Genomic DNA, 17823 nt, shown 5'->3' on the forward strand with positions numbered 1-17823 from the left:
GGTCAGGCCGCTGAGGCGTCGGCCGCCGACTCGGGCTCACCCGCCAGACGGGCGGCCACCTCGGGATACTTCCGCAGGTACGCACGCCACGTCACGGCCCAGCGCTCGGGGTCGTCGAGATCGTCGTGGTGGGTGTGGTGCACGCTCTGCCGGTGGGGGGCGGTGCGCACGATCTCCGGGCTCTCCCGGGCCTCGCGGGCCACCTCGGCGAGCGCGGCGACGTACTCGTCGAGCTCAGCCTTCGAGTACGACTCGGTCGGCTCGAGAGTGAACGGCTGGGGCACCACGTAGGGGTGGTGGCTGGTCCAGTAGTGCATGCCGAAGTCCGACATCCGCACTCCGATCTCCTCCGAGGTGATGCCCGTCTCCTCGTACAGCTCCTGCCAGGAGTAGCGCACCTGCTCGATGCGACGGCGACCGCTCGCGTACGGCGCCGAGGCCCCCGGGATCTCGAGCACCTTGGCGAGCAGGTAGTTGTTGTTCAGCACGGCGGTCTCGGCGGCGGCGAGGAGCCCCTCCGCACCGAGCGCCATGATCCAGGCGTACGCGCGGACCAGGTTCGGCACGACGCCGAAGAACGGCGCGACCGTGCCGATCGACTGCGGGCCGGCGTCGCGCACCTCGAAGCGCACGTCGTCGCCCTCGCCGATCCGCACGATCCGCGGGCCGGGCAGGAACGGCGCCAGCGCCGCGCTCACCGCGTTCGCGCCGGAGCCGGGGCCGCCGCAGCCGTGCGGGGTCGAGAAGGTCTTGTGCAGGTTGAAGTGGCAGACGTCGAAGCCGGCGTCGCGGGCGCGGGTGATGCCGAGGATGCCGTTGGCGTTCGCCTGGTCGTAGGAGGCGAGGGCGCCCACGGCGTGCGCGGCATCCACCCACTCAGTGATCGCCGGGTTGTAGATGCCGGTGTCCTCGGGGTTCGTGACCATGATCGCCGCGGTCCGCGGCGAGAGCGCCGCCTTCAGGGCAGCGAGGTCCGGGTAGCCGTCGGCGTCGGGGTGGACGGTGATGACCTCGTAGCCGGCGGCCTTCGCGGCGGCGGCGTTCGAGGGGTGGCTGAAGATGGTGGTGATGACCTCGCGGCGCTGCTCGCCCTCGCCGTTCGCCTCGTGGTAGGCGCGGATCATGGCGATGTTCGCCCAGATCGCGGCGGAACCGCCCTGGGTCTGCAGCGAGACCTCGTCCATGCCGGAGATCTCCGCGAGCATCCGTTCGAGCCGCCACACGATCTCGAGCACGCCCTGCGCGTCGGCCGGGTCCTGCAGCGGGTGCATCGCGGTGAGCTGCGGGGTGGCGACGAGCTGGTCGTTGATCTTGGGCGAGTACTTCATGGTGCAGGTGCCCTGGCCGATATCGACGTTCAGGTCGGCGCCGAGGTTCTCCTGCGAGAGCCGCAGGTAGTGCTTCAGCACCCGCATCTGCGCCATCTCGGGCAGCGCCGGCGGAGCCGCCCGGCGGAGGCCGGCGGGAAGCTCGGCGAGCACGTCGCCGACGGCGTCGCGGACACCGGGCTCGACTGCCGGCACGAGCACGCCGCGCTCGCCGGGTGTCGACAGCTCGAAGATGACGGGTTCGTCCCAGCGGGCCTGGTGGAACCGACGGATGGCGGGCTTCGGGGCGAGAGGGAGGCTCATGCGCGCTGCTCCTGGGGGATCTGACGGTCGGATGCGGTGCCGCAGGCGGCGGCGAGGGAGGTCGCGAGGCGGTCGATGTCGGCCTGGCCGGTGAGCTCGGTGACGCAGACGAGCAGCAGCTGCTCGCCGACGACGACGCCCGGCTCGATGCCCTCGGCGCGCAGCGCGGCGACGAGCTCGGCGGCGGTGCGCCCCGTGCCGGACACGTCGATGGTGAACTCCCGCAGGTGCAACGCCTCGTCGCCGAGGCGCACGCCGGGCACGGCGGCGAGTCGCTGCTGGGCGTAGCGGGTACGGGCGAGCAGCAGTTCGCCGAGATCGGCCATGCCGGCCGGGCCCATCAGCGCGAGGTAGACGCCCGCGGCGATGCCCCAGAGGGCGGCAGCGGTGCCGACCCACTCCTTGCCCTCCTCGCGGCGGGCGAACGAGGTGCGCTCGTACGCGACGTCGCCGAAGCCGACCTCGCCGGGCACGTCGGTGCTCGCGAGCCCGAACAGTCGCGAGGGCAGCTCCATGACGAGGGCTTCGTCGTCGGCGACGGCGATGAAGCCGCCGTGCGCGCCGCCGAACCACTGGTGCAGACCGAGCGACTGGATGTCGCCGCAGACGAGATCGGCCCCCTGCTCCGCGGGCGGGGTCAGCACGCCGTAGCCGATCGGGTCGGTGCCGACGACGAGCAGCGCGCCCGCCGCGTGCGCCGCGGTCGCAAGGGCGGGCAGCGCCGCTTCCACCGCGCCCGTCGCGCTCGGCGTCTCGACCCAGATCGCGGCGACGTCGTCGCCGAGCCGGGCGGCGGCGGCCGCGACATCGGCGGTGCCGCCCGAGGTCGGGACGAGCTCGAGCTCGAGGTGCACGCGCACGAAGTCGTGCACCTTCGAGTGCTTCTCGGGCAGCACGTCGCTCACGACGAGCACCCGGCGGCGGCCCGTGAGCCGCCCGGCCATGGCGAGCGCGGTCGCGGTCGCCTGGTAGCCGTCGTAGGTCGGCACGTTGACGACGTCCATGGCGAGCAGCTCGGCCATGAGCGACTGGTACTGGAACAGCGCCTGGAAGCGGCCGTGATCCTCGTAGGGCTCCCCCGCGTACGCGGTGAGGAACTCGCTGCGGTTGATCACCTCGTCGACGACGGCGGGCACATAGTGCCGGTAGGTGCCGTGGCCGAGGAAGCTCAGCCGCTCCTCGGTGGAGCGGTTCTTCGCGAGGAGGCCGCGCACGTGCCGGGCGAGGTCCTGCTCGGCGAGCAGCGGCGCGGGCAGCTCGAGCGGGCGAGCGAGGCGGAGCGCCTCCGGCACGTCGGCGTAGAACTCGTCGACGGATGCCGCGCCGACGGCGTCGAGCATCTCGCGACGCACCTCGGGGGCGGAGTTGGGCAGGTACGGGTGCACGAAGGCAGCCGATGGCTCGGTCATGTGGGTCCTCAGTCCTCGGGGGCGGAGATGGTGATGAACGGCGGCTCGGCCGCACGCGGGGTGGCGAGCACGGCGGCGCCGAAGCGGGGCAGGGTGAGCGTCGTGCCGAGCGCGGCGCCGTCGCCGAGCAGGTCGTGCGCGCCCTGGGGCACGTCGACCGTGAGCTCGCCGCGCCCGTGGTTCAGCACGAAGGTGTAGTCGGTGTCGTCGCCGGCGCGGGTGACGGCCTCGAGCATCGGCTCGGTGCGCTCGCGGGCAGGCAGCCCGGCCGCCGCGAGCACCTGCCGGAAGAGGGCGACGAGCCCTCGGGGCTCGAGCACGCAGCTCACGTACCAGGCCGAGCCGGCCGAGGCATCCGCTCCGCGTCGAGTGACGGCCGGCCGCCCGGCGAGCTCGCCCGAGTCGTACACCGCGACCGTCTCGGCGCCCGCCGCTTCGAGCCACTCGCCCCAGACCGGCGAGTCGAACGTGGCGCCGCCGGCGAGGGCGACGCGCTCGGCGCGGCCGTCGGCCACGGGCCAGACCTCGTCGACCTCGACGCCGAGGAGTTCGCGCAAGGGGCCGGGGGCTCCCCCGTCGTGCACGTGCTCGTTCGCGTCGACCACGCCGGAGAACGGCCCGACGACGAGCTGCCCGCCGCGAGCGACGAACGCGCTGAGCGCTGCGGCCTGCGTGGCGTCGGCGACATAGAGGTTCGGGGCGACGACGAGTTCGTAGCCGTCGAACGGCCCGCTCGCAGGCACGGTGTCGACGGGGTGGCCGAGTTCGTGCAGAGCCGCGTGCCAGGCGCGGGCCTGGGCGAGCCAGTTCAGCCGCTGCGAGGGCAGCGACTCGGCCGCCGAGCTGCCCCACCAGGAGTCGTAGTCGACGACGAGCGCGATCCGGGAGCGCACCCTGGTGCCGCGCACCGGCTCGAGTCGGCGAAGCTCGGCGCCGAAGGCCTTCGCCTCCTGGAAGGTGCGGGAGGCCTCGCCGCGGTGGCCGAGCATCGCGGAGTGGAACTTCTCCTGGCCGTACTTCGCCTGCCGCCATTGGAAGCACATCGCCCCGTCGGAGCCGTGCGCGATCGCCTGCAGGCTCCCGATGCGCATCTGGCCGGGCGCCTTCGGCACGTTGACGTCGCGCCAGCTGACGCCGCTGGGCGCCTGCTCGAGCAGCAGCCAGGGCCGCCCACCCTTCAGCGAGCGCATCGAGCCGTAGTTCAGCGCGGCGGGCACATGCGCGAGCGGATCGGCGGGGTCGGGGTAGGCGTCGTCGGTGACGAGGTCCTCGACGGCGGCGAAGTCCCAGTAGTCGAGGTCGCGCAGCAGGCTCATGAAGTTCGTCGTGACCGCGACCTCGGGCGTGACCTCGCGCAGCACGTCGATCTCGAGCTGGAAGAGCTCCAGCAGCGCGTCGGAGGAGAAGCGCTCAAAGTCGAGCAGCTGGGTGGGGTTCACCGGCCCGGTCGCGCGTCGCGGTGGCTCGATCTGCTCCCATGCGGTGTAACGCTGGCCCCAGACGTTCACGCCCCAGGCCGCGTTCAGCCCGTCGAGCCCGCCGTAGCGGGCTTCGAGCCAGCGGCGGAAGTGCCGGGCCGACTCGGGGCACCAGCAGCGCGCGACGTGGTCACCGTACTCGTTCGAGATGTGCCACAGGGCGAGGCCGGGGTACTCGCCATAGCGTTCGGCCATCGCCCGGGCCATCCGGGCGACGTGCTCGCGCCAGACCGGCGAGCTCGGGCAGTACGCCTGCCGGGAGCCGAACTCGAGGCGCTGGCCGTCCTCGTTCCAGGGCAGCATCTCGGGATGGCTGCGCACGAGCCACGCGGGCGGGGTGGCGGTCGCTGTGGCGAGGTCGATGCGGATGCCGGCGTCGCTCAGGATCTCGAGCACGCGATCGAGCCAGCCCCACTCGTACACCCCGGGTGCGACCTCGAGCTGCGGCCAGCTGAACACCGGGAGGCTGACGAGGTTGACGCCCGCCTCCCGCATGAGCCGGGCGTCCTCGAGCCAGACCTCCTCCGACCACTGGTCGGGGTTGTAGTCGCCACCGTAGGCGAGGGCATCGAGTCGGATGCCGCGGGGCGCGTCGTCTGCCACACCTGCTCCTCTCTGAGTGGGTCGGTTCGGGTTCGCGGGCCACCGCCTCGATGGGTGTACACCGCGAGCTGCAGAATGTATTCTGTATACACACCGTAAACCGGATGCCGGAACCGGTCAAGCCCCGCGCCACCCCCTAGGCTTGCCCGCGACGGCCGAACGGCCCGGAGGGCGAAGATGGCGATCGAACGCAAGAACCTGCGCTCACAGGTGCGCGAGGAGCTGCTCACGCGCATGCGGGCAGGAGCCGTGCAGCCCGGCGAGGGCATCAACGAGGTGCAGCTCGCCGCGGAGCTCGGCGTCAGCCGCACCCCGCTCCGCGAGGCGCTCATCGCGCTCGAGAGCGAGGGCCAGATCACGAGCGAGAACGGCAAGGGCTTCCGCTTCATGCCGCTGAGCGCGAGCGAGTTCGAAGATCTCGCCCCCGTGCTCGCCGCCCTCGAGAGCCTCGCGCTCGAACTCAGCCCGGTCGAGGAGCTGCAGCGCATCGGCGTGCGCCTCGCCGCCCTCGCGGCGGAGTTCGACCAGGAGCTCGTCGAGCACGCCTTCATCGTCGCGAAGGACGACGAGTGGCACGGCCTCATGCTCTCGGCCTGCCCGAACCAGCGACTGCTCGACGTCATCGCGAGCGTGCGCGGCTCCTTCCACCGGTACGAATCGCTGCTCGTGCCGAACGACGCCATGGTCGAGCGGGTCGCCGCCGAGCACGCCGCGGTCGCCGCCCGTCTCGTCGAGGGTGACGTGCCCGGCGCGATCGTCGCACTCAAGGTGAACTGGATGCACGGCATGCGCCGCATCCTCGACAACGCCTCCAGCCCGTACTTCACCGCCTGAGCCCCACCGCCGCCTCTCGGCCGGGCGGAGATCGGCACGCTCGGAGGTCACCCCGCCGAGTCCGCTCCTCCCGCGCCGCGATCCTCCTCCGCATCCGCGCCGAGCTCGACGGCGAGGTCGAGGAACAGGGCCGCCGACCATCCGAAGGCCGTCGTCGCCGTGCGGGCCTTCCGCCCGGTCTCCGGGTTGAAGTACTCGTGCGGACCGCCGCCGTGCACCACGAGGGCCACCGTGCGTTCAGCGAGCTCGCGAGCGAGCTCCGGCCGCTCGGAGCGGCGCAATCCTTCCACGATGAGCCGGTTCGTGTTCACCCAGACGGGCCCGCGCCACATCCGCTCCGGCGAGAAGTCCGGATCGGCGGCCGAGACCGTCGGCACCGCCCACGGTGTCGCGTAGCGCGCAGGATCGCTGAGCGCCGCCTCGAGTGCGGCGAGCACCGGCGCGGGCAGTTCGCCCGTGAGCAGCGGCATGAAGCCCACAATGGCGTCGCTGACGACCCGTTCACCCGCCGCCCGTGCCGTGAAGCGGCCGCGCTCGGCGTCCCAGAGTTCGAGCAGGCGCTCCATCGTCGCCGCGGCGCGCTCACGATGCGCCGCGGGTTCGCCCGCGGCATCCGCGCCGTAGCGCTCCGCCAGCCGGGCGAGCTCGAGGTCCTGCAGCACGAGGTAGGCGCCGAGATCGGGCGCCGTCGTCGGCAGCGGTCCGTCGAAGATCGGGCTGTCGTCGAGCCCCGAGGAGTACGGGTGCCCGTACTCGGGCAGACCGTCGCCGTCGAGGTCACTTCCTGCGAACCACCAGTCCTGCGAACGGCGGATGACCGCGAGCTGCTCGCGCGCCCACTCCGGGCGGTCCTCGACCTCGAGCACCTTCGCGAGCGCCCAGGCCGCGAGCGGCGGCTTCGTGAGCGGCACGGGCGCGGCCGGGTCGGCGATGTCGGAGCCCGCGCGGCGGAGCCGGTCGCGATCGGCCTGCGGCAGATCGTCGCTCGTGGCGAGCACGCCCTCCTCGTGCACGACGTCCGGCAGCTGGCCGTCGGGGCTCGGGAAGCGGAACGCGATCTCGAGCTGCTCGCGCGCGAGCGCCGGGTCGCCGTGCCGCAGGCCCAGCGCGATGAAGTACGCATCCCACTGCCAGACGCCGACGTAGCCGATCTTCGAGGGCACGACGCCCCGCGCCGCGCCGAGCGCGGGCAGCTCCACGATGTTCGCACCGAGCACCCACCAGCAGAAGGCCGCCATCGGCTGCAGCTCCGGGCGCACGATGGGACACTTCGCGAACCAGTCGAGCCAGACCGTCTCGCTCTCGGCGAGCTCGGCGAGGTGCGCGGCGGACGCCTCGGCGCGCACGCCGCGGTCCGCGCCGACCGTCAGCCGGACGGCGTCGCCCGGCCCGCCGAGCCTGCGCCGCTCTCGGACGCCGTCGGGGAGCCGCCACTCGACGGACAACGGAGCATCGCCCGAGGCCTCGACCGTGAGCGCCGCGGCGCCCGCGAAACCGAGCGCCGCCGCTCCCCCGCCGAACTCGATCGCGTGCGGCAGCACCCCGGTGACGGGGAGCGCTTCGCCCGCGGCATCCAGCACGCGCAGCTCGTCGAGCACCCGGCACTCGTCGAGGCCGCGCTCGTACTCCGAGGTGTGCACCCGCAGCGCGGTCGCGGGGACGGGCGCCGCGCCCGCACCGAGCAGTTCCGCAGCGGCCTCGCGGTCGGCCCGGAACACGAGCACCCGCGAGCGCGGCAGCGTAAACGGCGCCCGCGCCAGGTCGAGGTGCCCGCCGGCGAGGCCGGCCAGGGCCGCGGCATCCGGCCGTGCGGTCATCGTCCCCCCAACCCCGAGGCGGCCATGCTGTTCAGGATGCGGCGCTGCCCGATGACGAACACGATGAGCATCGGGATCGTCGAGATCGCGCTGGCCGCCATCACGAGGCCGTAGTTGATCGAGCCGAACTGCCCCTGGAACGCCGAGAGCAGCAGCGGAACCGTGAAGAGATCGGGCGTGTTCAGCAGCACGAGCGGGAACAGGAAGGCGTTCCACACGTCGAGCGCGACGATGATGCTGAGCGCCGCGAGCCCGGGCTTCAGGTTCGGCAGGATGATGCTCCAGAAAATCCGCCAGCGGCCGGCCCCGTCGACGATCGCGGCCTCCTCGAGCTCCTTCGGCAGCGAGAGCACGAACTGCCGCATGAGGAACACCGCGAAGGGGTTCGCCAGCAGCCCCGGCACGATCAGTGCGAGGTGCGAGTCGACCCAGCCGAGCTGCGTCATCAGCAGGTAGAACGGGATCAGCGTCACCTGCTTCGGGATCATCTGCGTCGCGAGGAACAGGATGAAGATCACCTTCGCCCCGCGGAAGCGGATCCGCGCGAAGGCGTAGCCCGCCATCGACGCCGTGAGCAGGGTGCCCGCGACGACGAGCGCCGCGATGTAGAGGCTGTTGAGGTACGCCTGGCCGAATGGCACCGCGTTCCACGCATCGGCGTAGTTGTCGAAGGTCCACGGCTGCGGCAGCACCGACAGCGGGTCCTTCAGCAACTGCGGCAGCGTCTTGAACGAGGTGAGCAGCATCCAGAGGAACGGGAACACCATGGCGAGCCCGCCGACGACGAGCAGCGCGTGCAGCATCGTCTGACCGAGCCGCCGCTTGCCCTTGCCGGTGCGCGGCGCGCGGGGCCGGTACCCCGGGGCGCTCAGCGCGATGGTCGAGTCGGTCGGCGGCAGCTGGGTGCCGTCGATGAGGCTGGGGTTCGTGAGACTCATGCGGCGTCGTCCTCGTAGTGCACGAACTTCTTCTGGGCCCCGAACTGGATCGCCGTGATGACGAGGGTCAGCAGGAGCAGGATCACGCTCGCCGCGCTCGACGGGCCGATCTGGAACTTGCCGAAGCCGAGATCGTAGATGTGGTAGACGATCGTGCGGGTCGCGTTGTCGGGGCCCGCGTTCGAAACCAGCACGTACACCGTGTCGAAGGTCTGCAGCGAGGAGATGAAGGCGACGACCGAGGAGAAGAACACGATCGGCGAGAGCAGCGGCAGGCGGATGCTGCGGAACAGCCGCCAGGCGCCGGCGCCGTCGATGCGGGCCGCCTCGATCACCGAGGGCGAGATGTTCTGCAGCCCGGCAAGGAAGATGACGACGTTCAGGCCGAGCGAGGACCAGATCGTCACGATGCACACGGCGAGGAGGGCGAGCTTCGGGTCACCCAGCCAATCCGGCGGGTCGATGCCGAAGACGTTCGCGATCGTCGTGGAGAGCACGCCGTCGGCGCGGAACATCTGCTGCCAGATCATCGCCACCGCGACCGTCGAGGTGACGACCGGGGCGAAGAACAGCACGAGGTAGAGGGTGCGGGTCTTCAGGCGCTCGAGCGCGACCGCGATGACGACCGCGAGGCCGAGGCCGATCGGCACCGTGACGACGGCGATGATCAGCGTGTTCACGATCGAGCGCCAGAGGAGCTCGTCCTGGAACTGGGCGGTGAAGTTCTCGAAGCCGACCCAGCTGAGCTCGCCGAGGCCGTCCCAGCTCGCGAAGGCGAGCACGAGGCTCGCGGCGAACGGCAGCACGACGAAGACCGTCATGCCGAGAAGCTGCGGGCCGATGAAGAGGTAGCCCCAGCGCCGGTCTCGTCGGCGCCAGGCCGACTCCCTCCTGGGAGTGGTCGCGGGCGGGGCGGATGCCGCAGGCAGTGCCTGCGGCATCCGCTCGCCGGTGGCGAGGTCGCTCACGCTACTTCCCCGACTTCTCCGCGAGGGCTGCGGCCGCGTCGAGCGTCTGCTGCGCGTCGGCCTTGCCCTGGTAGAGCTTCAGGAACTCGTCGCTGATGCCCGTCGAGAGGCCGGGCACGCGCGCCTCGGCGGCGTAGTTGGTGAAGCCGATGTCGCGCATGTCGAGGAACGTCTGGGCGTGCGCCGGGTAGCCGTCTTCGAGCACCACGTCATCGGCGCCCTTGATCGACGGCACGGCGTTGCCGCCGCCCTCGAGGCGGAACGTCTGCCCCTCCGCCGAGAGGAACTCGGTCCAGAAGGTGAACGCGGCGTCCTTCGCCTTCGTCTTGCCGTTGATCGCGAGGAACGACACGGCGACGCCGGTCGGCGCGGCCTGGCCGTCCAGGGTCGGCCAGCGCACGATGTCGTACGCGTCGGGCTCGCCCGCGGTCTGCACGGTGCCGATCGTGTAGCGGCCCTGCACGAAGAAGCCGGCCTTGTGCGTCACGAAGACGCTGTCGGCGCCGGCGCCGTCGGGCAGGGTGTCGGCCACGACGAAGGTGCCGTCCTGGAACTGCGCGCCGAGCTCGCCGATGGCGGCCACGCTCGCCGGGTCGCTGTTCGCGGTGAACGCGCCCGACTCGTCGTACGGTGCGGGCAGGCCCTGCGACGAGAGCCAGCTCCAGTGCGTCGCCCAGTAGTTCCAGAACATCGAGCCGGTGAGCCCGGCGTCCTTCAGCTTGGCGTTCATCTCGAGGTACTTCTCGGTCGTCCACTCCCCCTGCTCCGCGAGCTCGGCGGGGTCCTCGGTGATGCCGGCCGCCGCGAGCGCGGTCTTGTCGTACCAGAGCACGTCGGGGTTCGAGTCGTTCGGGGCGCCGTAGTACTCGCCGTCCTGCTCGGCCGCGCCGAACAGGCCGGGGAAGAAGTCGTCGGGCTTCGTCTGGCTGTCCTTCGACTCCATCAGCTCCTTGAGCGGCATGAGCCGGCCGGAGTCGACGAACTGCCCCATCTTGTCGTCCCCGACGTAGAAGACGTCGGGGGCCGTGTTGCTCGCGAGCTGGGCGAGGAGCTTCGAGTGATACTCCTCGTAGCTTGCGACCGGCTGGAGCTTGACCGTGATGTCGGGGTGACGCTTCATGAACTCTTTGTTGAAGTCCTGGTACCGGGTGAGCTCCTCGGCGGTTCCCCAGGTCGACCACACGACGGTGTTCGCGTCCGTTCCACCTCCCCCGCCGCTGCACGCTGCCAGGCCGATGGTGAGGGCGCTCGCTGCGCCGATCGCCAACAGCCGCCTCATCTTCGAGTTCGCGCGGGCCATTCCGCTACCTCTTTCGTCATTGCAGGAGGGAGCCGGCGACGGGCGCCGGTCGGGGGAACTGCTACCCAGTATTCTGTATACAAAACTCAGCTGCGTCAAGATCCCCACTCTCTCGCCTCCCACAACTCAGGAACATCCGGCAGTTATGGGCGTCGAGGGATTCGGAGATCGGCGGGAAGACGCGGATGCCGGTCGGGTTCTTCCTGAGTTGTGAGCGTGGGAGGCGGGAGGCGGGAGGTGGACGCACGAACGCCCCGGGGCCGGGAGGCCTCGGGGCGTTCGAACAGCGCGGTTCAGACGGCGGCGGGCAGCTTCGCGGCGACGAGCTCGGCGATCTGCACGGCGTTCAGCGCGGCGCCCTTGCGCAGGTTGTCGTTCGAGACGAAGAGCACGAGGCCCTTGCCCTCGGGCGCGGACTGGTCGGCACGGATGCGGCCCACGTAGCTCGGGTCGCTGCCGGCGGCCTGGAGCGGCGTCGGCACGTCGCTGAGCTCCACGCCGGGAGCCGCGGCGAGCAGCTCGGTCGCCCGCTCGGGGGTGAGCTCGTTCGCGAACTCCGCGTGGATCGAGAGCGAGTGCCCGGTGAACACCGGCACGCGCACGCAGGTGCCCGCGACGCGCAGGCCCGGCAGCTCGAGGATCTTGCGGCTCTCGTTGCGCAGCTTCTTCTCCTCGTCGGTCTCGTTGTCGCCGTCGTCGACGATCGAGCCGGCGAGCGGGATCACGTCGAAGGCGATCGGCCGGGGGAACTTCACCGCCTCGGGGAAACGCACCGCGTCGCCGCCGTGCACGAGCCCGATCGCGTCCTGCGCGACGACGGCGCGGGCCTGCTCGAGCAGCTCCTCGCCGCCGGCGAGGCCCGCGCCGGAGACCGCCTGGTAGGTCGAGATCATGAGCCGCTCGAGGCCGGCCTCCTCGTGCAGCACCTTCAGCACGGGCATCGCGGCCATCGTCGTGCAGTTCGGGTTCGCGATGATGCCCTTGCGCGCCTCGTCGATGGCGTGCGGGTTCACCTCGCTCACGACGAGCGGCACGTCGGGGTCCATCCGCCAGCCGCTCGAGTTGTCGATCACGGTGACGCCGGCCGCGGCGAAGCGCGGCGCCTGGGCCTTCGAGAGCGTGGCGCCCGCGGAGAAGATCGCGAGGTCGAGGCCCGTCGGGTCGGCCGTCGAGGCGTCCTCGACGACGATCTCCTCGCCCTTGAACGGCAGGGTCGTGCCCGCCGAGCGCGCGGAGGCGAAGAAGCGGATGCTCGCGACCGGGAAGTCCCGCTCCTCGAGCAGGCGGCGCACGACCGCGCCGACCTGACCGGTGGCGCCGACGACGCCGATGTTCACACCGTTGCTCATGTTGTCCCTCTTACTCGTGGCTCTTCAAGTGTGCCCGACATCGGGCGGCTGCCGGCCGGAAATCCGCCATCACCGGCGGGATTGGCAGGAACGTCACGCATTCCGGCCGGATGCTTCGGCTGGATGCCCCGGCGTGGCGCCGCGGCATCCGAGCCGAACGCCGGAGCTCAGCGGCCGGTGCCCGCGTGCACGACGGCGTCCTCGGCGGCGTCGAGGCCGAACGCCGTGTGCACGGCGATGGCGGCCTGGTTGACGCTGTCGGCGCGGGTGACGACCGAGATGCGGATCTCGGAGGTCGAGATCATCTCGATGTTGATACCGGCCTCGTAGAGGGCCTCGAAGAGCTTCGCCGAAACGCCGGAGGCGTTGCGCATCGCGTTGCCGACGATCGAGAGCTTGCCGATCTGGTCGTCATACTGCAGCGAGCCGAAGCCGATAGCCTCCTGGGCGCCGGCGAGGGCGGTGAGCGCCTTCTCGCCGTCCGCCTTCGGCAGCGTGAAGGAGATGTCGGTCTTGCCGGTGGCGGCCGCCGAGACGTTCTGCACGATGACGTCGACGTTCGCGTTCGTGGCGGCGACGATCTTGAAGATCTTCGCGGCGACGCCCGGCTTGTCGGGCACGCCGACGACCGTGATCTTGGCCTCGGAGAGGTCGACGGCGACGCCGGCGATGACGGATTCTTCCACTTCGGCTCCTTCGGGGGCGCGCGAGGGGTCGTACACGACGGTCCCCTCGGTGTTGTTGAACGACGAGCGCACGTGCAGGGTCACGCCGTGGCGGCGCGCGTACTCGACGGCGCGGATGTGCAGCACCTTGGCGCCGGAGGCGGCGAGCTCGAGCATCTCCTCGCTCGTCACCCGGCCGAGCTTGTGCGCGCGCTTCACGACGCGGGGGTCGGCCGTGAAGACGCCGTCGACGTCGGTGTAGATCTCGCAGACATCGGCCTCGAGCGCGGCCGCGAGCGCGACGGCGGTGGTGTCGCTGCCGCCGCGGCCGAGCGTCGTGATGTCGCGCGATTCGCGGCTGAAGCCCTGGAAGCCGGCGACGATGACGATGGCGCCGTCGTCGAGCGCTTCGCGCAGTCGCACCGGGGTCACGTCGACGATGCGGGCGGCGCCGTGCGTGGCATCCGTGATCATGCCGGCCTGGCTGCCGGTGAAGCTGCGCGCGTCGTGGCCCATGCTCTTGATCGCCATCGCGAGGAGCGCCATCGAGATCCGCTCACCCGCCGAGAGGAGCATGTCAAGCTCGCGCGGCGCCTGGATCGGCGTGACCTCGTTCGCGAGGTCGAGCAGCTCGTCGGTGCTGTCGCCCATGGCGGAGACGGCGACGACCACGTCGTTGCCCGCCTTGCGCGTCTCGACGATGCGCTTCGCGACCCGCTTGATGCTCTCGGCGTCGGCGACGGACGATCCGCCGAACTTCTGCACGATCAAGCTCACGTGGCCTCCCGGGGTTCTGGGCGCGCGCGGGCCGACGGGCCCGTCGTCGGAGTCTTCATCATACGGCTGGCGGCATTCCCCGATCGCCATGTGACACCGCCGGCGGGCGGCGGGCCCCGGGGCGCGACCGCCGGCGCGTCACCCCTCGTGCGGGCGCGCCAGGTACCACTCGGTGAACTCCTCGGCCCGGCCGTCGTCGGCGAATCGGATGACCCAGAGGTTCAAGTAGTCGCGCTCCGCGGGGTACTCGGTGCGCCCCTGCACGAACGCGATGTCGGGTCCTTCGTGCAGCACCCACCAGTCGAACGTCCACTCCCCCGGCGCGTCGGCGTCCTCGAGCCAGCCCGCGACGATCGCCTCGCGGCCGCGCCTCGGTTCCGCGTCGGGCGCGGTCAGGTACACCGCGTCGTCGCTGAACAGCGCACCGATGTCTGCCGCGTCGTTGCCGCGCCAGGCGCGCAGGTAGCCCGCCATCCATTCGGCCAGCCGATCGCTCGGCGCCGTCCGCTCCCCTGCCGCTCGTTCGTTCATCTCTCGTCCCCCTTCGACGCTCAGCCCACGACGCGGCGGCCCTCGAAGGCGCGGCCCAGGGTGACCTCGTCGGCGTACTCGAGGTCGCCGCCGACGGGGAGTCCGGAGGCGAGGCGCGTCACCCGGATCTCGAGCGTCGTGAGCAAGCGGCTCAAGTAGGTCGCGGTCGCCTCGCCCTCGAGGTTCGGGTCGGTCGCGATGATGACCTCGCGAACGGTGCCATCGGCGAGCCGCTGCATGAGCTGCCGGATGCGCAGCTCGTCGGGGCCGATGCCGTCGATCGGGCTGATCGCGCCGCCGAGCACGTGGTACAGCCCACGGAACTCCCGGGTGCGCTCGATCGCGACGACGTCCTTCGCCTCTTCGACGACGCAGATCAGGGTGCCGTCGCGTCGCGGGTCGCGGCAGATCGAGCACGTCGCCTGCTCGGACACGTTGCCGCAGATGTCGCAGAACCGCACCTTGTCGCGCACTTCGAGCAGCACCTCGGCGAGCCGGGTGACGTCGAAGTGCTCGGTCTGCACGATGTGGAACGCGATGCGCTGCGCCGACTTCGGCCCGATGCCGGGCAGGCGGCCGAGCTCGTCGATCAGTTCTTGGACGATGCCTTCGTACACGGGCTAGCCACGCTCCCCGTAGCCGCCGCGGCCGGGGGGCGGCGGCGCCTCGACCTCTTCGAGGAACGTCGCGCCGAGCACCTCGCGGACGACGGCCTCGCCGTAGCGCTGGAAGCCGCCGGAGGAACCGCCGGCACGCCCGCCGCGCGCCGCGGCGGAGGGGCGCTGGGCGGCGGGCGCGGGCGGCGCCTCGCCTGCCCGGGCCCCGGGCGCGCTCGACGCGGCCGCCTGCTCGGTGCCGGCGCGGTGCGGGGTCGGCTGGCTCGGCGTGGTCGCCTCACGCACCGGGGTGGCGTCGAGCTCGGGCTCGGGGCCCGGGTCGAACGGCGGCTCGTGGTCTTCCGGCGGCGCGTCGGCGTCGTCGGGGGCCGGGGGCTCGTCGTCGCGCGTCGTCGCCGGGGTCGCGGCCGGCCGCGCGGCGGGCGCGGGGAGCGACGCCGCGACGGCGCCGATCGGGGCGGGCTCGACCGTTGCGGGCTCTTCGCGCGGGATCGCCACCGTCGCCCAGGAATCGACGGGACCCGAGTCGACGGGCCCTGCGTCGACGGGCCCTGTGCCTGCGGGTGCTGCGACAGCGGATGCCGGGCGTGCGGCCGACTTCGGCGCGGGAGCGGCGACGGTCGTGGACGTCGCGGACAGCGAGGACGAGGCTGGCTGACGTGCACCGTCCGGCGCCGTGGCGGGCGCCCGCTCGGCCGGCGCCGCGGCGGGCGGGCGCTCGGCCGGCGCCGGTTCGCCCGCGAACGCGGCCTCGGGCTTCGCGATGTACTTCACGCGCACGCCGAGCACGTGCTCGATGGCCTCGCGCAGCAACTCGGCGACGCTCTGCCCGGGCGGGCCTCCGCGGAAGCCCTCGACGTCTTGCACGCTCGGGAACGAGAGCACAAGCACGTCGCCGTCGCGGTAGTCGCGCACCTTGGCGGTGAACGCGACCATCCAGGCCGTGCGCTTGCGGCTCTGCAGCACCGACAGCACCTCGGGCCACGCGTCGCGGAACTGCGGCAGCGAGATCGGGCCGCTCGGCTTGGGCGCGGGTGCCGTCGCCGCAGGAGCGGCGGACGACGCGGCGGCAGGCGACGCGGCGGCAGAGGCCTCGGCCGCAGCGGCCGGCTCGGCGGGCGACGCGGGCTCCGGTCGAGCCGGCTCACGCCTCGGAGCGGCAGCAGGAGAGGCAGCAGGAGCAGGAGAGGCAGCGGGAGCAGCGGCGGCAGCAGCGGCGGCAGCAGCGGCGGGAGCAGTAGCAGGAGCTGCGGCGGGCGCGGCCGCTTGCGCAGACGCGGCAACAGGCGCGCCGCCCACGGCGGCCGGCGGCACGAGCACGCGGGCGAGCATGAGCTCGAGGTGCAGCCTGGGCGAGGTGGCCCCGGTCATCTCGGTGAGCGTCTGGTTGACGAGGTCGGCGACGCGCGACAGCTCGGCCGGCCCGAAGGCACGGGCCTGCACGGCCATGCGCGCGAGCTCGTCGTCGGGTACCCCACGGAGCACCGCGGCGGCGGCCTCGGGCGACGACGCCGCGACCACGATGAGGTCGCGCAGGCGCTCGAGCAGGTCTTCGACGAAACGGCGCGGGTCTTGCCCCGTCTGCACGACGCGGTCGGCGGCGGCGAACGCCCCCGCGGAGTCGCGGGCGCCGATCGCGTCGATGACCTCGTCGAGCAACGCGCCGTGGGTGTAGCCCAGCAGCGCGACGGCGCGCTCGTAGTCGATGGTGGAGCCCTCAGACCCGGCGATGAGCTGGTCGAGGAGCGACAGGGTGTCGCGCGGAGAACCGCCGCCGGCCCGCACGACGAGGGCGAGCACGCCGGGCTCGACCTGGATGCCCTCTTCGGCGCAGAGCTGCTGCACGTACTCGAGCATCGGCGCGGGCGGCACGAGGCGGAACGGGTAGTGGTGAGTGCGCGAGCGGATGGTGCCGAGCACCTTCTCGGGCTCGGTGGTCGCGAAGACGAACTTGACGTGCTCGGGCGGCTCTTCGACGATCTTCAGCAGCGCGTTGAAGCCGCCGGAGGTCACCATGTGCGCCTCGTCGATGATGAAGATCTTGAAGCGGTCGCGCGCCGGGGCGAAGATGGCGCGCTCACGCAGGTCGCGCGCATCGTCGACGCCGCCGTGGCTGGCCGCGTCGATCTCGACCACATCGAGCGAACCGCCGCCGCCACGGGCGAGCTCGACGCAGCTCGGGCAGACCCCGCACGGCGAGTCGGTGGGACCCTCGGCGCAGTTCAGGCAGCGGGCGAGGATACGGGCCGAGGTGGTCTTGCCGCAGCCGCGTGGGCCGCTGAAGAGGTAGGCGTGGTTCACGCGATCGGTGCGCAGCGCGGTCATCAACGGCTCGGTGACCTGCGATTGGCCGATCATCTCGGCGAAGGTCTCGGGCCGGTAGCGGCGATAGAGGGCGGTGACCACCACACAATCGTAGCCACCCCCGCCGACACGCCTCCCGCATCGAGGCATCCGGCGGGCGTACCATGCCAGGACGCCGGATGCCATCGCCGGACCGGCGGAGAGGGGCGACGATGACCAGGCACTTCAGCGACTCCCGGCTGGCGAAGATCGAGGAGGCGCTCCGGGCCGAGCGCACCGAGGCCGAGGCCCGCCTCGCCGAGCATCGCGAGGGCATGGCCGAGGTCCGCAGCGCGCGATCGGATGCGTCGGCCGACGACGAGCACGACCCCGAGGGCCCGACGATGACGCAGGAGTGGTCGCAGCGGACGGCCGTGCTCGCCGACGCGGAAGTCGAGCTCGCCGAGGTCGACCGGGCCCTCGCCCGGCTTGCGGACGGCAGCTACGGCGTCTGCACGAACTGCGGCAAGCCGATCGCGGTCGCGCGCCTCGAGGCGCGGCCCACGGCCACCCTCTGCATCGACTGCGCCCGGCTGGCCGGCTGAGCGACACCGGCACGGCCT

General features: G+C 71.9%; 14 protein-coding genes. 2 read left to right on the top strand and 12 right to left on the bottom strand.

Going from position 1 to position 17823, the window contains the following annotated elements:
• Positions 1-2 precede the first annotated feature (2 nt).
• The 3 genes from gcvPB to ACFWE1_RS03590 are packed head-to-tail and all read right to left on the bottom strand — an operon-like array spanning position 3 to position 5121.
• A complete protein-coding gene (gene gcvPB, locus ACFWE1_RS03580; protein WP_376932160.1) occupies positions 3-1631 on the bottom strand; it encodes an aminomethyl-transferring glycine dehydrogenase subunit GcvPB in 1629 nt (542 codons plus the stop codon).
• Positions 1628-3040: an aminomethyl-transferring glycine dehydrogenase subunit GcvPA gene (gene gcvPA, locus ACFWE1_RS03585; protein ID WP_376932161.1), complete on the bottom strand. Its 1413-nt coding sequence runs from the start codon at positions 3038-3040 to the stop codon at positions 1628-1630. The genes gcvPB and gcvPA overlap by 4 nt, the downstream gene beginning before the upstream one ends.
• A gap of 8 nt (positions 3041-3048) precedes the next feature.
• Complete coding sequence (locus ACFWE1_RS03590; protein ID WP_376932162.1) at positions 3049-5121, bottom strand: beta-galactosidase; 2073 nt, start codon at positions 5119-5121, stop codon at positions 3049-3051.
• 177 nt (positions 5122-5298) lie between these two features.
• Here ACFWE1_RS03590 and ACFWE1_RS03595 point away from each other — a divergent pair, with 177 nt between their 5' ends.
• Entirely contained in the window at positions 5299-5955 is a 657-nt protein-coding gene (locus ACFWE1_RS03595) for a GntR family transcriptional regulator (protein WP_376932163.1), read from the top strand.
• 47 nt (positions 5956-6002) lie between these two features.
• Here ACFWE1_RS03595 and ACFWE1_RS03600 read toward each other — a convergent pair whose 3' ends face one another.
• From ACFWE1_RS03600 to ACFWE1_RS03640, 9 genes are all read right to left on the bottom strand, one after another.
• The gene (locus ACFWE1_RS03600) at positions 6003-7772 is read right to left on the bottom strand and encodes an amylo-alpha-1,6-glucosidase (RefSeq protein ID WP_376932164.1); all 1770 of its coding nucleotides are present in this window, start codon (positions 7770-7772) and stop codon (positions 6003-6005) included.
• On the bottom strand, positions 7769-8710 hold the full coding sequence (locus tag ACFWE1_RS03605; RefSeq protein ID WP_376932165.1) for a carbohydrate ABC transporter permease: 942 nt from the start codon (positions 8708-8710) through the stop codon (positions 7769-7771). Before ACFWE1_RS03605 ends, ACFWE1_RS03600 begins: the two co-directional genes overlap by 4 nt.
• Positions 8707-9678, bottom strand: a complete 972-nt coding sequence (locus ACFWE1_RS03610; RefSeq protein ID WP_376932166.1) for a carbohydrate ABC transporter permease — start codon at positions 9676-9678, stop codon at positions 8707-8709. Before ACFWE1_RS03610 ends, ACFWE1_RS03605 begins: the two co-directional genes overlap by 4 nt.
• A gap of 1 nt (position 9679) precedes the next feature.
• Entirely contained in the window at positions 9680-10945 is a 1266-nt protein-coding gene (locus ACFWE1_RS03615; RefSeq protein WP_376932167.1) for an ABC transporter substrate-binding protein, read from the bottom strand.
• 326 nt (positions 10946-11271) lie between these two features.
• Positions 11272-12327 (bottom strand): aspartate-semialdehyde dehydrogenase, encoded by a 1056-nt coding sequence (locus ACFWE1_RS03620; protein WP_376932168.1) that lies wholly within the window; start codon positions 12325-12327, stop codon positions 11272-11274.
• Between the two features lie 167 nt (positions 12328-12494).
• The gene (locus ACFWE1_RS03625; protein ID WP_189084400.1) at positions 12495-13769 is read right to left on the bottom strand and encodes an aspartate kinase; all 1275 of its coding nucleotides are present in this window, start codon (positions 13767-13769) and stop codon (positions 12495-12497) included.
• A 138-nt stretch (positions 13770-13907) separates the two neighbouring features.
• Positions 13908-14300, bottom strand: coding sequence for a YybH family protein (locus ACFWE1_RS03630; RefSeq protein ID WP_376932169.1), 393 nt, complete (start codon positions 14298-14300; stop codon positions 13908-13910).
• A 20-nt stretch (positions 14301-14320) separates the two neighbouring features.
• Positions 14321-14917, bottom strand: a complete 597-nt coding sequence (gene recR, locus ACFWE1_RS03635; protein WP_376932170.1) for a recombination mediator RecR — start codon at positions 14915-14917, stop codon at positions 14321-14323.
• 3 nt (positions 14918-14920) lie between these two features.
• On the bottom strand, positions 14921-17323 hold the full coding sequence (locus tag ACFWE1_RS03640) for a DNA polymerase III subunit gamma and tau (RefSeq protein ID WP_376932171.1): 2403 nt from the start codon (positions 17321-17323) through the stop codon (positions 14921-14923).
• Between the two features lie 110 nt (positions 17324-17433).
• Here ACFWE1_RS03640 and ACFWE1_RS03645 point away from each other — a divergent pair, with 110 nt between their 5' ends.
• Positions 17434-17805 (top strand): TraR/DksA family transcriptional regulator, encoded by a 372-nt coding sequence (locus ACFWE1_RS03645; RefSeq protein ID WP_376932172.1) that lies wholly within the window; start codon positions 17434-17436, stop codon positions 17803-17805.
• The last annotated feature ends 18 nt before the right edge of the window (positions 17806-17823 follow it).

This window comes from Agromyces sp. NPDC060279 (assembly GCF_042726785.1).
Lineage (GTDB): Bacteria > Actinomycetota > Actinomycetes > Actinomycetales > Microbacteriaceae > Agromyces.